This window comes from Marinobacterium lutimaris, assembly GCF_900108065.1.
GTDB classification, from domain to species: Bacteria; Pseudomonadota; Gammaproteobacteria; order Pseudomonadales; family Balneatricaceae; genus Marinobacterium_D; species Marinobacterium_D lutimaris.
In genome coordinates, this window is the sequence record NZ_FNVQ01000002.1 from 572593 (window position 1) to 587169 (window position 14577).

At 50.7% G+C, this 14577-nt stretch carries 12 protein-coding genes and 1 tRNA gene; 3 read left to right on the forward strand and 10 right to left on the reverse strand.

The window, feature by feature from the left end:
- The first annotated feature begins 338 nt into the window (after window positions 1–338).
- From rpoD to C4S72_RS13070, 3 genes are all read left to right on the forward strand, one after another.
- The gene (rpoD, locus tag C4S72_RS13060) at window positions 339–2198 is read left to right on the forward strand and encodes an RNA polymerase sigma factor RpoD (RefSeq protein ID WP_104003581.1); all 1860 of its coding nucleotides are present in this window, start codon (window positions 339–341) and stop codon (window positions 2196–2198) included.
- A 135-nt stretch (window positions 2199–2333) separates the two neighbouring features.
- A tRNA-Ile gene (locus tag C4S72_RS13065) sits at window positions 2334–2410 on the forward strand.
- 113 nt (window positions 2411–2523) lie between these two features.
- Window positions 2524–3591, forward strand: coding sequence for an LPS O-antigen chain length determinant protein WzzB (locus tag C4S72_RS13070; protein WP_160115517.1), 1068 nt, complete (start codon window positions 2524–2526; stop codon window positions 3589–3591).
- A gap of 86 nt (window positions 3592–3677) precedes the next feature.
- Here the strand turns inward: C4S72_RS13070 and C4S72_RS13075 are convergent, their stop codons facing one another.
- The 10 genes from C4S72_RS13075 to C4S72_RS13120 form a co-directional block, all read right to left on the reverse strand.
- Window positions 3678–5621 carry a polysaccharide biosynthesis protein gene (locus tag C4S72_RS13075; protein ID WP_235009141.1) on the reverse strand — a complete coding sequence of 648 codons (1944 nt, stop codon included), beginning with the start codon at window positions 5619–5621 and terminating at the stop codon, window positions 3678–3680.
- Window positions 5622–5641: 20 nt separating this feature from the next.
- The gene (locus C4S72_RS13080; protein WP_104003586.1) at window positions 5642–6193 is read right to left on the reverse strand and encodes a sugar transferase; all 552 of its coding nucleotides are present in this window, start codon (window positions 6191–6193) and stop codon (window positions 5642–5644) included.
- Window positions 6190–7206 carry a UDP-glucose 4-epimerase family protein gene (locus C4S72_RS13085; RefSeq protein WP_104003588.1) on the reverse strand — a complete coding sequence of 339 codons (1017 nt, stop codon included), beginning with the start codon at window positions 7204–7206 and terminating at the stop codon, window positions 6190–6192. The genes C4S72_RS13080 and C4S72_RS13085 overlap by 4 nt, the downstream gene beginning before the upstream one ends.
- Window positions 7203–8339 carry a glycosyltransferase family 4 protein gene (locus C4S72_RS13090; RefSeq protein ID WP_104003590.1) on the reverse strand — a complete coding sequence of 379 codons (1137 nt, stop codon included), beginning with the start codon at window positions 8337–8339 and terminating at the stop codon, window positions 7203–7205. The genes C4S72_RS13085 and C4S72_RS13090 overlap by 4 nt, the downstream gene beginning before the upstream one ends.
- Before the next feature lie 6 nt (window positions 8340–8345).
- A complete protein-coding gene (locus C4S72_RS13095; RefSeq protein ID WP_104003592.1) occupies window positions 8346–9368 on the reverse strand; it encodes an NAD-dependent epimerase/dehydratase family protein in 1023 nt (340 codons plus the stop codon).
- Between the two features lie 39 nt (window positions 9369–9407).
- Entirely contained in the window at window positions 9408–10676 is a 1269-nt protein-coding gene (gene tviB, locus C4S72_RS13100; RefSeq protein ID WP_104003593.1) for a Vi polysaccharide biosynthesis UDP-N-acetylglucosamine C-6 dehydrogenase TviB, read from the reverse strand.
- A 34-nt stretch (window positions 10677–10710) separates the two neighbouring features.
- Window positions 10711–11775, reverse strand: a complete 1065-nt coding sequence (locus C4S72_RS13105; RefSeq protein WP_104003595.1) for a glycosyltransferase family 4 protein — start codon at window positions 11773–11775, stop codon at window positions 10711–10713.
- Window positions 11772–12707, reverse strand: coding sequence for a glycosyltransferase family 2 protein (locus C4S72_RS13110; RefSeq protein ID WP_104003596.1), 936 nt, complete (start codon window positions 12705–12707; stop codon window positions 11772–11774). The genes C4S72_RS13105 and C4S72_RS13110 overlap by 4 nt, the downstream gene beginning before the upstream one ends.
- A 77-nt stretch (window positions 12708–12784) precedes the next feature.
- Window positions 12785–13657 (reverse strand): glycosyltransferase family 2 protein, encoded by an 873-nt coding sequence (locus C4S72_RS13115; RefSeq protein ID WP_104003597.1) that lies wholly within the window; start codon window positions 13655–13657, stop codon window positions 12785–12787.
- 6 nt (window positions 13658–13663) lie between these two features.
- Window positions 13664–14512 (reverse strand): glycosyltransferase family protein, encoded by an 849-nt coding sequence (locus C4S72_RS13120; protein ID WP_104003598.1) that lies wholly within the window; start codon window positions 14510–14512, stop codon window positions 13664–13666.
- Window positions 14513–14577 lie beyond the last annotated feature (65 nt).

Here is a 14577-nt window from a genome sequence, read left to right on the forward strand (position 1 = left end):
AACCTCAAGCAGTCACGTAAAAACCTGACCGCCAACGGCATCCTCTGCCGCTCTTGATTTCGCCGGCCCAGGCCCCACATAAAGATTAGGCCGGGGACCTGCCCTGAGGCACAGACCCGGTGGATCAAAGCAGTACAAATCTGCGTTTCCGTAATGCGCCAGCAAAGCAGAAATTTTGTTCTATTCTTTAACTGTTCGTTAGCCAATACCTGACGGCAGCCGCAAACTCTTCTTGCATACAAACTGGCCACAGAGGCGCAAAAACGCTATAATGTCGCGCTTGATTCCACACTGCCATCAGTCACACCTTCAGCATTTACTCTTCAGACAGGGGTTCTATGTCGGATAACTCCCAACAGCAGCAGTCACGTTTAAAAGAGCTGATCGCTCGCGGTAAAGAACAGGGTTACCTCACCTATGCTGAGGTGAACGACCATCTGCCGCAGGATATCGCAGATCCGGATCAGGTCGAAGACATTATCCGCATGATCAATGACATGGGCATCTCCGTGTCTGAAGAAGCGCCGGATGCGGAAGACCTGCTGCTCACCGGTGGCGATTCCGGAGACGATGCGGATGACGAAGCTGTCGCCGCACTTGCCGCCGTCGAATCAGACGCTGGCCGCACCACCGATCCTGTCCGTATGTACATGCGCGAAATGGGTACCGTCGAACTGCTGACCCGTGAAGGCGAGATCGATATCGCCAAGCGGATCGAAGAAGGTATCCGCGAAGTGATGATGGCACTGGCGCAGTTCCCTGGCAGCGTCGACACTATTCTTGAAGCCTACAACACTGTGTTGCAGGAAGAAGGCCGCCTGAGCGATATCTTCAGCGGTTACATCGACCCGGATTCTGACGCACCAGCAGAAGAGACCGACGCCCCCATCGATGACATGGACGATGATGAGTCCGATGACAGCGATGATGACGACGATGAAGATGAAGACGGCGATTCCAAGAAGGAAGACGATAGCGACGAAAAAGAGCGCGGTCCGGATCCTGAGGAAGCTCGTCTGCGTTTCGGTGCCATTCAGGAAGCCGTTGAGCGTTTCCACGCCGCCCGCCTGGGTGACGATGTAAAAGAACTCAGCGAGGCACAGGAAGCACTGGGCACAGTATTCGCGCCGATCAAGCTTTCCCCGCGCTTCTACGATGCACTGGTAACCCGTGTACGCGATTACATCGACCGTATCCGTGCCCAGGAACGCTCCATCATGCGTATCTGCACCCAGCGTGCACGTATGCCGCGCCGTGAATTCATTCAGAAGTTCCCGGGCAACGAAACCAACCCGACCTGGGCTGACGATCTGATCGCCTCTGGCGCTGGTTACGCACCGTACATCGAAGATCACGTCAACGATCTCAAGCGCGCCCAGCGTCGCCTGATCCAGATCGAAGAGGAAGTGGGTATCTCCCTGGCGGAGATCAAAGAGGTCAACCGTCGCATGTCGATCGGTGAAGCCCGTGCCCGCCGCGCCAAGAAAGAGATGGTCGAGGCCAACCTGCGCCTGGTTATCTCTATCGCCAAGAAGTACACCAACCGCGGTCTGCAGTTCCTGGACCTGATCCAGGAAGGCAACATCGGTCTGATGAAGGCGGTGGATAAGTTCGAATACCGTCGTGGTTACAAGTTCTCAACTTACGCCACCTGGTGGATTCGTCAGGCGATCACCCGCTCTATCGCTGACCAGGCGCGCACCATCCGTATTCCGGTACACATGATCGAAACGATCAACAAGCTCAACCGTATCTCCCGTCAGATGCTGCAGGAGATGGGTCGCGAGCCGCTGCCGGAAGAACTGGCTGAGCGCATGGAAATGCCGGAAGACAAGATCCGCAAGGTCCTGAAGATCGCCAAAGAGCCGATCTCCATGGAAACGCCGATCGGTGACGACGAAGACTCGAGCCTGGGTGATTTTATCGAAGACACCACGCTGCACTCCCCGGTGGATACCGCTACCGGCGAAGGCCTGCGTGAAGCCACCAAGGACGTTCTCTCCGGCCTTACTGCCCGAGAAGCGAAAGTCCTGCGTATGCGCTTCGGTATCGACATGAACACCGACCACACTCTTGAAGAGGTGGGTAAACAGTTCGACGTTACCCGTGAGCGTATCCGTCAGATCGAAGCCAAGGCCCTGCGCAAACTGCGCCACCCGAGCCGCTCCGATCACCTACGCAGCTTCCTCGACGAGTAAAATAAAAGGGGCATCACTTCTTCAATTTGAAGCGATGCCCCTTATCTTTTGCAGGCTGCTGACTACCCGCCTTTCCTTTTAATTCAACATATTGCGCCCTACTCACCTCACCGGTATCATTGGCGCTCTCGTTTCGGGCCTATAGCTCAGTTGGTCAGAGCAGTGGACTCATAATCCATTGGTCGCAGGTTCAAGTCCTGCTGGGCCCACCACCTCCCCTTAGCCTCAAATACCCGCATAAAACGACTGTTTTTTCCTCTTATCCCTTGTCCAAATCCGGTGTAATCTGTATTCCAGAATGCCAGACGATCATAAGGGAATATCGATGCAGTCACCCGCCGACAGACACCCCGTAAGTCCCGCTAATTGCGACGATGAAATTGATCTGTTAGATCTGATCGAAGGTCTCTGGAAACAAAAGCTGCTAATCATGCTGGTGACGCTGCTATTCACAGTGGTCGGCGGCTGTTACGCGTTTTTTACCACACCGACTTACCTTGCAACCTCTCAGCTTATTCCACCTTCCACTAAAGACATTGATGAGCTGGAAAAGCTAAAGAACATCGATAGCTCCGGATCCAATTACACTACCGAAACGGTGTTCAGTTCTTTCCTTCTGACACTGCAGTCTAACGACGCTCGGAAAGCATTCTTTGAACAACCGGAGGTTAAGCAATACTTCCTTACAAAGGCCGGCAAAGACAGCATCCTGGCCTGGCATCTTTTCAACGAAGCGATCAGCATCAACACCGGTAAAGACAACAAAACTGCCAGCGTAAGCTTAGCGACAGACTCGCCCCAAAAGGCTGCAGAATGGACAAACGAATTCGTCAGCCTGGCCGCCGAACTGTCTAGCAACAAACTCGCAGCAGATCTGAAGGAAGAGATACAAACCCACATCGATAACCTGAAGCAGGAAATAAAGAACAGCAGGGTGAGCTACCAGTCTCAGATCGATACCGAGCTGAGTAAACTCAACGAGGCTCTCGGTATAGCACGGGCGCTCAATCTAACTGAACCGCTACGTACCGATTCTGTAATAGAGGGCCGCAGCGACATGATGGTCGATGAGATCCGCAGACTTTATCGACTCGGCTCCAAAGCACTGGAGGCCGAGATCGCCGCGATCGGTGAACGCCGTAAAAACGAAGTGTTTATTCCAGAGCTGAGTCGCCTTGAGCGAAACCTGAACCTGCTTGAGAAGCTCGCTGTGGATGGTCAAAATATTAAACCCGCCATCGTTGATCTGCAGGCACAGCCAAACGACAAACCGATCAAGCCCAAGAAGCTATTTATCCTGGCTCTCTCGGTTGTTCTGGGTGGAATGGCCGGTATCGTCACCGCGCTGCTGCGCATGGCAATTATTAACCGTAGAGAGAAGAGCGCTGACTGAGGAATCTCTTCAGCGGATAGCGTGACCTCGGTGAGTTACTTTCACTGTCGCTGAGCTATTAAATCAGAGCCTGGCAGACCCGAGACTCAATGTCTCAACTCACTGACTGACCGCTCGGTATACAGCCAGTCCACCATCGGGGATGAGGGTTTAAATCCGCTCACCCCCTGCTGCAATAACGCTCGAGCATCCTCACTGCTACCCTCAGCCAGCGCCTGTTCCATCGACTGCACTAAATCCGCCAACTTATCAGAGGTAAGCCTTTCCTCCTGTGCACGCATGATCTTGGGATGCTCAGTACCTACTACATCCTCACCTATCAGGAGCTCTTCGTAGAGCTTTTCTCCTGGTCTCAATCCAGAGAAGACAATTTCGATATCACCGCCCGGAGTGTCGGCGTTGCGAATCTCATGCCCCATCAGCTTAATCATACGACGCGCGAGATCCACTATGCGTACCGATTTCCCCATATCGAGGACGAAGATTTCGCCGCCCTGAGCGAGAGTTCCCGCCTGAATGACCAGCGATGCGGCCTCAGGGATTGTCATGAAAAAGCGCGTGATCTCTGGATGCGTAACAGTAACTGGCCCACCTGTTTCAATCTGGCGCCTGAAAAGCGGGACTACTGAGCCAGAAGACCCCAAGACGTTTCCGAAGCGCACCATAGAAAAGGTCGTTTTTGGGTTAGACGCTGCCATATCCTGCAACACCAGCTCCGCCATCCGCTTGGTGGCACCCATGACATTGGTAGGACGAACCGCCTTGTCGGTGGAAACCAACACAAACCGCTCAACCCCTGCTCCCAGCGCCTTCTGGGCCAGCACCCGAGTGCCTAGAACATTGTTGCGCAAACCTTCCAGCACGTTATGCTCGACCAGCGGCACGTGCTTATAGGCTGCCGCGTGGTATATCGTATTAACGCCGAAATGACTCAAGGTGTTGGCAACACGAGCGCCATCGACAACTGAACCCAATACCGGGTACAGCGGTATCTTCAGCCCCTGATCGGTGAGGAAAGAGCTCAACTCCTGTTCAATCGTGTAAAGTGCATACTCACTGACCTCGTAAAGCACCAACGCCTTGGGCTGATTCGCCAAAACCTGACGGCAAATTTCCGAACCTATGGAACCACCCGCACCGCTCACCAATACCGACTTTCCGCGGATACTGCCCGCGATCAGCCCTGGCATGGGCGGTACCGCATCACGACCAAGAAGATCTTCCGGATCCACATCGCGCAGTGCGTCCATCGACGTACCGGCGATAATCTCCATCATCGACGGTACCGTCTTAACCCGGATCGGATACTCGGCCAGTTTTTCAAGTATCCGGCGCCGCTGTTTAATACTGACCGATGGCAGTGCCAACAACACATGGGAGACCTTCAGCTCTTCAATCAGCTTGCCCAATACCGCAGGCGAATAAACCGGCATCCCTGCCACGTTGCCCTTCGACAGTGACTTATCGTCATCAAGAAAGCCTACTGCTTCAAACTCTGCCCCAGAGCTCAGCGAGCCAGCCAATTGCACACCTGAATGGCCCGCTCCGTAAATCAGTACCGGTGATTTATTCACATAGCGGGAGCGCAACGCATGGTAGTAATTCCTCACCAACAAACGGCTACCGCCAACGTAAACCAACGCCACCAAGGCGAAAATAACAGGAACGGATCGAGGAAACTGAGCAATATGCGACAGATAAGCCGCCGCCCACATCCCGACGGCCAGCAGAACAACCCCCTTGGCCACGGCACTTATAGCCTGGGCACCCATGAAGTGAACCACGGCACGATACAGCCCAAGGCGTATAAAAATGATAACTCCCAACACCGGAGTAAAAAGAAACAGCCACCAGCCCGGAGCCAGGAACTCCACCGGCCACCAATCCGCAAGACGCAGTGCATAGGCAGACCATAATGCCAACGGCAGCGCTACCAGATCCGCCAGCAGCATAATCAGCTTTTTAGCGCCCCGGTTAAGTGTCATGACCCGGTGATGAAGGGAGCGCGTCGGCAGGTTGAATTGATCCATGGGGGCTCTCCGAATTGCAGTCAGCTCTTAACCCGGTCACCACTCCCCTTGCCTTGAAGGGTCAAGAGAATATAGCGAAAGTAATTTTTCAGGCTCATTGAATCGATCATCCGTCGATCAACCTCTGCAAGCAGCTCGGGGGTCGACATATCAATCTCGTTCACCTGGGCCAACCCGGTAATACCGGGGCGCACTCTAAATACCCCTTGCTTTTCCCGCGCATCGGTAAGCTCCGTCTGGTTAAACAACCCTGGACGAGGCCCTACCAGACTCATTTCACCTCTAAGTACATTCCACAGCTGAGGTAGCTCATCAAGTTTTGTTTTACGCAGGAAGCGCCCAAACGACGTAATTGATGAACCGTCCGCGAGATGAGTTGCAACCGATGCCGTACCCTTTTTCATGGTGCGAAACTTCACCAGGGTGAACGGCTTTTGATGGCGCCCTACACGTACCTGGCGGAATAACGGCGCGCCGGTATCGAACAGCCCAATCAACCCTATCAATACCAATACCGGGAAACCAACGATCAATCCCAATAGCGCAAAGACAACATCAAAAGCACGTATCACTCAGGTCTCCCCGTAGGAGCGGCGCCGTCGCCGCGAACAATGTCATTTACCTGTTCATCAAAACACCGACGCAGTCCTTCCTCCACAGTGATCGGTGGCTCCCACCCTAGAAGTTCTCGAGCTTTTGAAATATCCACCCGCAGAGAGCCCAGTAACCGATCCGCCATCGCCTGCTTGCCCAACAAGGCCGCACCGAGGCGAAGCAGGAATGCTGGAACCGGAAGAATCCACAGCTGCCGGCTCATCGCGCGGGAGAGCCTCCGAAGCAGATCGGTTGTGGAGAGATCCTCACCATCGCCGGCAAGAAATATCTGGTTCGCAGCAGCGGGATGATCAATACAGGTGATGATCAGATCCACCAGATTATCCAACGCCACCAGAGAGCGCTGGTTATGAATAGCTCCTAGAGGCAAAGGCCTCCCCTTGCGCACCAACCGGATCAGACTGGCGAAATTACCTTTGACTCCGGGCCCATACACGAGAGGTGGCCGGATAATCACCAGCTCCATTCCTGTTTCGGCGGCTAACTGCTGAAGCCCCTGCTCGGCCTCCAGTTTCGATTGTCCATAAGGGTCTTGTGGGGAAGGAAGATCCTCAGCGGTGAACGGCTTGACTTGAGAAGTTTGCTCACCGTTCACCTTGATCGAACTGATAAAGATAAAGCGCTTTACCCCCGCCCAGGCCGCCTGCCGGGCAAGATTAAGCGTGCCATCCACATTAACGCGCCGATACTCCGCCAGCGGGTCGGCCAGTTGATCGTTCATGATTTGGGCGCGGGCGGCGGTGTGGATAACCACCTGCTGGCCACAGAGTGTGCCAGAAAAATCGGGGGCAGCGCCAAAATCACCAACGATATGCACCGGTACAATATGCAAAGGGACAGCGTCGTTACGCTGGGCCGAGCGCTGAACGGCCTGAACCTGAAACTCACTATGGCCAACCAACTGTTGTAGCAACGCCTGGCCCAGGAATCCACTCGCACCCGTTACCAGAACGTGAAGGCGTTCCTTCATCGATCGAGCAGCTCCCGATAGATATTCATGTGCTGCGCAACGATCATCTCAATCGCATAAGCCCGTTCCGCCAGAGCCCTGCCAGCCAGGCCCATTTGCCGGCGCCGCTCTGGCTGTTCAATCAGTGATTGAATCGTATCGGCCAGCGCCACGGCATCCTTTACCGGCACCAGAAGCCCCGTTTCAGCAGGGGTAATCGCATCCCTGCAACCGGGTACGTCGGTAGTGACCACAGCACGACCGCAGGCTGCAGCTTCAACCAGGCTCTTAGGTAGCCCCTCTCGATAAGATGGCAAGCAGACAATATTGGCAGCTGCATACTGTTCCGCAATATCATCACGATAACCCGACAACCTAACCAACTTTGCTGCAGCCCACCGATCCAGTTCCTGCCGGCTCACCGTTGTAGGATTACCCGGATCAGGCGAGCCGATTAAACGCATATCCACCGGCAAACCCCGCTGCTGCAACAACCGGGCGGCCTCTACAAATTCCACTACGCCCTTATCCCTGAGCAAACGTGCTGCCATCACTACTACTGGCTTTCCGTCCGGTTCCGGCAGGAAGGGATAATCTAGCAGCGCAACACCTGAGCCACGGATCATTCGCGCCTGATGTGGCCGTAACGCATTCAGGGATAAGAGTGCATCCCGATCATCCGGGTTCTGAAAAATAACCGCCAACCGCTTCTGCTTTAACGCAGCGCGATACAAACGAATGACCAACCAACGTCGCAGCCGGGCTGGAATAGAAGATGCGATAAATACCGTCCCAAGCCCCGAAATAGCCGCCACGACCGACTGGATACCCGTTATCCGTGCGGCTATACCACCGTAGAGTACGGGCTTAATTGTAATCAGATGCACCAGATCCGGCTTAATCCGGTGGAACAGGCGGATCAGTTGCACCAGCGTATTAAATTCGTTGAATGGATTTTGCCCGCTTCTGGCGAAGGGCAGCACATGGTGCACAAAACCCTGAACCAGAATGCCCTCAACACCGAGGCCCTCGGCCGTGGCCACATGCACCTCGAATCCCTGCTCCCGAGCAGCGATAGCCAACGGCAGGCGGTGGGATAAAAAGAACTCCGGTGCGTTGACGACAAAAAGGACAACTTTTGATCCTGAGCTCAAACCGCCCTATCCCACATGCTCTATATACCAGGGCATCGCTTTACTGATCCCATCCAAAATCCGGTACTCGGGCGCATAGCCCAGCTTCTCAGACGCCTTACCGATATCTGCCAGTGAGTGGCGAACATCACCGGCGCGGAACTCTCTATAAACCGGGTTCAATTCATAGCCTCTGCCGTTCTCAGCCAGGGCGGATCGTAGCGCCTGATAAAGATCATTCAGCGTAGTTCTGTCACCGACCGCTACGTTGTAGACCTCGTTTTTAGCGCTATCGGGAGCCGTTGCCGCCAACAGGTTCGCCTGCACCGCGTTTTCGATAAAACAGAAATCGCGGCTGGTTTCGCCATCGCCGTTTATATACACCTCACCGCCATGAATCATGGATGAGGTCCATTTAGGTATAACCGCGGCATAGGCCCCATTCGGGTTCTGGCGCTTACCAAACACATTGAAATAACGCAGGCCGATGGTGTTAAAGCCATAGGTTTTGGCAAACACATCCGCGTACAGCTCATTGACATACTTGGTCACCGCATAGGGTGAAAGCGGCTTGCCGATATTCTCTTCCACCTTGGGCAGTGCCGGGTGATCACCATAGGTAGAGCTGCTGGCGGCATAGGTGAAGCTCTTCACACCCGCCTCTTTCGCTGCGACCAACATGTTCAGAAAGCCGCTGATATTGGTGGCATTGGTGGCGATAGGGTCATTGATTGAGCGCGGCACAGAGCCGAGCGCCGCCTGCTGCAACACATAATCGACCCCGGCGCAGGCCTGCTGGCAATCCTCCAGAAGACGGATATCGCCCTCGATAAAAGTGAACCTGGCCCACTGTTCATCAGTAACCAGCTTCTGGACTTCTACCAGATTGTGGCGGAAACCGGTGGCAAAGTTATCAAGCCCCACCACCCGCTGATCCAGCTTCAACAGATGTTCCAGCAGATTAGAGCCGATAAACCCGGCAACTCCGGTTACCAGCCAGGTTTTTGGCGCTTCAGGCAAGGCCTGCAACAGTTTCTGATAGGCCGTCATTACTGTCTCCGCCCGTATGCCAATACTGGGCACATTGAATTACAGGCGAAGATCACAGGCTTCAGCCGGCTGGATATATTTAAGATCGTACACAACATGCTTCGGCTTACCCAGCGCATGCAACGCTTCGGCGCTCATCTCAACAAACTGTTTGTGGGCAACGGCCAGGATAATCGCATCGTAGGTACCGTCGACGAGAGACTCCACCGGCTTGATGCCATATTCGCCCTTGGCTTCGGCAGCCTTAACCCAGGGGTCATAGCAATCAACCTCTACGCCGTAATCCTCAAGTTCATGGATAATATCCACCACCCGGGTATTACGCAGATCCGGGCAGTTCTCCTTGAAGGCAAGTCCCATCACCAGCACCCGCGCCCCGGTAACATGGATCCGCTTTTTAAGCATTGTTTTAACCAGCTGACTGGCCACATAGGCGCCCATACCGTCATTCAAACGACGCCCGGCAAGAATAATCTCCGGGTGATAGCCAACGGACTGCGCCTTATAGGTCAGGTAGTAGGGATCAACGCCTATGCAGTGCCCGCCCACCAGTCCGGGCCGAAACGGCAGGAAGTTCCACTTGGTGCCCGCGGCTTTCAACACCTCTTCGGTATCGATCCCGAGCTTATTGAAAATCAGTGCCAACTCATTGATAAGGCCAATATTCACGTCACGCTGGGTGTTCTCGATCACCTTGGCGGCCTCGGCCACCCGTATAGAGCTGGCCTTATGGGTACCCGCCGTAATAATCGAACGATAAAGCCGATCCACTGTTTCAGCCACCTCCGGCGTGGAGCCCGAGGTCACTTTCAGGATAGAAGTGACACGGTGATCCTTGTCACCGGGATTGATCCGTTCGGGGCTGTAACCGCAGAAGAAGTCTTGATTAAAACGCAGACCGGATTCCCGCTCCAGCACCGGCACGCAATCCTCCTCGGTCGCACCGGGGTAGACGGTGGATTCGTAAATAACGACATCCCCCTTCTTCAGCACCTTGCCGATGGTCTCGCTAGCCCGGAGAAGAGGCCCCAGATCCGGCTGTTTGTTCTCGTTAATCGGCGTGGGAACAGTCACAATAAAAACGGTACAAGCACGCAGGTCTTCAATCTGGCTGCTGAACGACAGCTGAGTAGCAGCGGCCAGTTCATCGTTTTCTACTTCGAGAGTGCTGTCATAGCCCTCTCTAAGTTCGGCCAGACGGGAAGGACTGATATCGAAACCGAGCGTAGGGTATTTCTTGCCGAACTCGACAGCGAGGGGAAGGCCCACGTAGCCGAGACCAACTACCGCGATACTTTTATCTAGCATAAAAACGAGTTATCCGTATGCGCTGCAAATATGACTAATGAATAGCCTCGGAAATGATAGCAGTCAGTCTCGGCGCCTGAGCCTTCATAGAGTACCACTCTACTACCTTTTTTCTTCCTTCCACTCCCATTTGCTGCCTCCTTTCATAGCCGCTTTGAAGCATTTCAAACAACGTTCTTTTCCAATCCTCTAAAGAGTCAGCTAGTTGACCATTTCGCCCGCGTTCAACAATCTCGCTATTAACACCTACCGGCGACGCAACGACGGGGATACCGCATGCCATGTACTGAATCAATTTATATCCGCACTTGCCTCTCTCCCAAGGTGAGTCGACTAATGGCATGATGCCTATATCAAATTGCTGTATAGACGCCACTTCCGTGCTTTCTGACCAGGGCCAGACTTCTACAGGAGTACCTTCGAATTCTTCTGGGTTAGCCCCAATAGCCACGAAACGGACGGGCAGCTGTTTATTTATCATTTCAAATACCGGCACCAACTGCATCAGATAACGACTGGTCTGTGGCGTTCCAATCCAACCGACAATCGGCACTTCAATCTCTGACTTCTGCTGCTGCCGTTGATACCTGTTAGTGTCTATCACCGTAGGAATCAATTCGATTCTCTTTGCACCCGCTCGTTGAGCCCGCGCGGCGAGGTACTTGTTCCCAACAATCACAACTCTGGCGTTACGCATTACCGAGTCAATTTTTTTACCTAACAACCGCCTGACCAACAGGTTCGAGTGACAGTCATACCGATGGAACAGAGCGTCATCATAATCGACAACATAGGAAACGCCGGCGAGCCGCAATAAAGATTCGAAAAGAGCGGGCATGAAGGGAAAAAGTTCTTTTTCAATGACAACGACGTCGAAGCGTTTGGCGCTAAACAATATGATTAATCGTGCTGCATAGCCTTTGAGTACCTCCTGCCACCTGGAGCCACCGCTGTACAGTGCATTTAGATAACTATCAGACAATAACGGTTTAACCGTTACCTGAATACCCTGAGCCTGAAAGCACGGAAGATACTGCAAAAAGCGCACACGAGAGCTTGCGCCAAGGGCACCATAACGGGCGAGAAGAAGCACTTTCACGGGTTATAGCGCCCATCACCACGAAGAATATGCCCCATAGAGCGCCAGAGCATACGATAAGCCGCCCAGGTGTATTTCACTCCTGCAAAGTCGCGCCGTAACAAACACCAGATAGTCCGCGTTAAAGGCTCCAAAAGATTGGTTACAGCCAATAGGCACCAGGCCTTCCATTGTGGGAAATGTTTAAACGCGTAAAGCAATCGACTACGAAGCGAGTAGAAAAGACGATGTGCTTTTACCTGACGTGAAGCCCCGCCTCCGGCATGAAAGGCATTAGCCTCCGTTAAATACCAGATAGAAAACCCTGCATCCTTAACTACTTTTGAAAGATCAACATCCTCCAGGTACACGAAAAAACGCTCGTCAAATCCGCCTACCTGTTCAAACAACTCACGGCGCACCAAATAGAACGCGCCCATAACATGATCAACTTCACGCGAGGTGTCGTGATCCCAATCACTCATGTGGATACCTGAACCCGACAAACCCGGTAACTTGTTCACCCCCAAGGCCGACGATACGAAGCGCCCTAAAGTTGGGAGCCGGGCACAGGTACGGCTTACTTTAGATTGTTCATCGACCAGTTGAATACCGCAGACTCCGACTGTGGAGTTTTCTGGTTGCTCCATAAATTTAAGAGGTACGGATAAAGAGTTGCGTTCCAAGCGTGTATCTGGGTTAAGAAACAGTATATATGGTGAATTTCCTGACTTTGCGCCTAGGTTGCAAGCAGCCCCAAAGCCAAGGTTTGTAGCAGAATACCTAACCTTGACATTCGTCAGACTTTCAAGTGCCGTAGTAGAACCATCAGTAGAGGCATTATCTAAAACGACAATATGTGCTAAGTCTTCCTGTTCATGGATTATTAATGAATGGATGCACCGTTTTATTTGTAAGCCTGAATTCCAATTTACAATAACTATATCAATCATTCTCTAACCGCTGTTTTTATATTGTAAAGCAGGCTATCAATAAATTTGTCTTTTTGACAAAGCCCATTAATAATTATTCACAAGATATATTTTTTTAAAGTCCGAATAGTACGAGGATACTTAGCAGATAAATAGACATTAAGCGGCCGAATGCTGCATGACTTAAAACTTAACAACAAAACCACACCCAAGCTAAGGCGACCGCTTAAAAGTAGACCCTTAGCATTCATTGTACAAATCCATTTTTTACCGAACTGGCTCCCATATTTTTTAGCAATATCAAAGTATCCTTTATGTTCTCGCGCAGATACTCGATAATCACTGTCTGTTTTACTAGCCACATAATCGAACCGTTTTATCTTGTACGCATCTTTTATCTTTAGCGCTCTAATAAAAAGATCCCAATCCTCAAGAGAATTTAGATTTTCATCGAACCCTTTAAGTTCAACAAAAAAATCTCTTTTTATTAACACTCCAATATCAATGTTATTACTAAAAATAACATCATTCATTGATATGCGGCCAAACTTTTGATCACAAACCAATTCAATTCCAGAAAAATCACCAGTTTCCGTAAATCGACCAGAGGAAATAAACGAGTAATCATTACCCACTGTATTAAAAACTTCCACCATGGATTTTAACCGCCCGGGCATAAAACAATCATCATCGTCTAAGAAGGTTATTAACTCTCCACTAGCTACATTTACTCCAAAATTTCTAGCTTGCGATGCACCATGTTTTTTTGAGTTCCTAACGATTTTTATACGGCGATCATTACCCAACAACTGACGCAGATTATTTCTACAGTCGGTGTTGTTATCATCGACGACTATCACCTCTAGATTAGGATAGTTTTGATTCAATACAGATGCCACGGAATTTTGAACGCTATTTCTAGAATAGCATGTCGGAATAATAATACTTACGGTGATTTTAAAATTCTCCATATTATATTATTTTCTTAAAGCGATAAAAAAATTATTTAAAAACTTAACCCTAGAAAAATAAACCCTAATCTCATAAACCTTCACTAGAAAATCAGCCATAATAGCTGGAACATTCTTGCGGCTGACCATTTGAAATTTCCAATATTCCATATGGCTTTTAATCTTTTTTCTACGCGTATCCTCACTTTCTATAGATTCCTCTGATATATCATGAAAAAACACCGAATCTAACAAAAAGAAATTTTCTTTAATTCCTCTATAGTCCAAGCAGTATTCAGTATCAACCCCATAAAAAACAAGATTCTCGTTAAAACGAACACCTAGATTCCAAACGGGTTCTGTTATGACCATACCACTACCAACAGCGAAAAGATTATCTGCTTTTTTTAGACCTAGGTCAGAGTTACAATATGAGTAAATAGTTACTCGATTCATAAAACCTATAAGACTTTGTCTTCTAGGTGATATAAATGTCTCTAACTTCAGAGTCTTTACCTTTGGAACGGCCAACACATCACGCCCTAGCACCAAATCTAACTCTACAACAAAGAAATTAGACACCACTGTATCTTGGTCTAAAATAACCAAGATATCTTTCTGATCTTTAAGTAAAAAATCCCCAAAAAAATTATAAATTTTAGATAGAGATGTATTTTCACCATCACGGTAAAATTTCACATCAGAAGAGAATGGCATACAGGAACGTACCTGATAAAGGCTATCCTGCTCAAAATCTTTCGGGCTGTTATCTTTAATTATTAAGCAACAGTTCTTATCTAATTGAGCGACTAAACTTTTAAACGTCTTTGACTCAGTAACCTTTTCCTTGTATATAACAATTAAAAAATTCTTCAAAATCCCACCAAGTCTCGGCACTTAAGAGATTTAATATTAAAATACACACTTATAGGATAATTGAT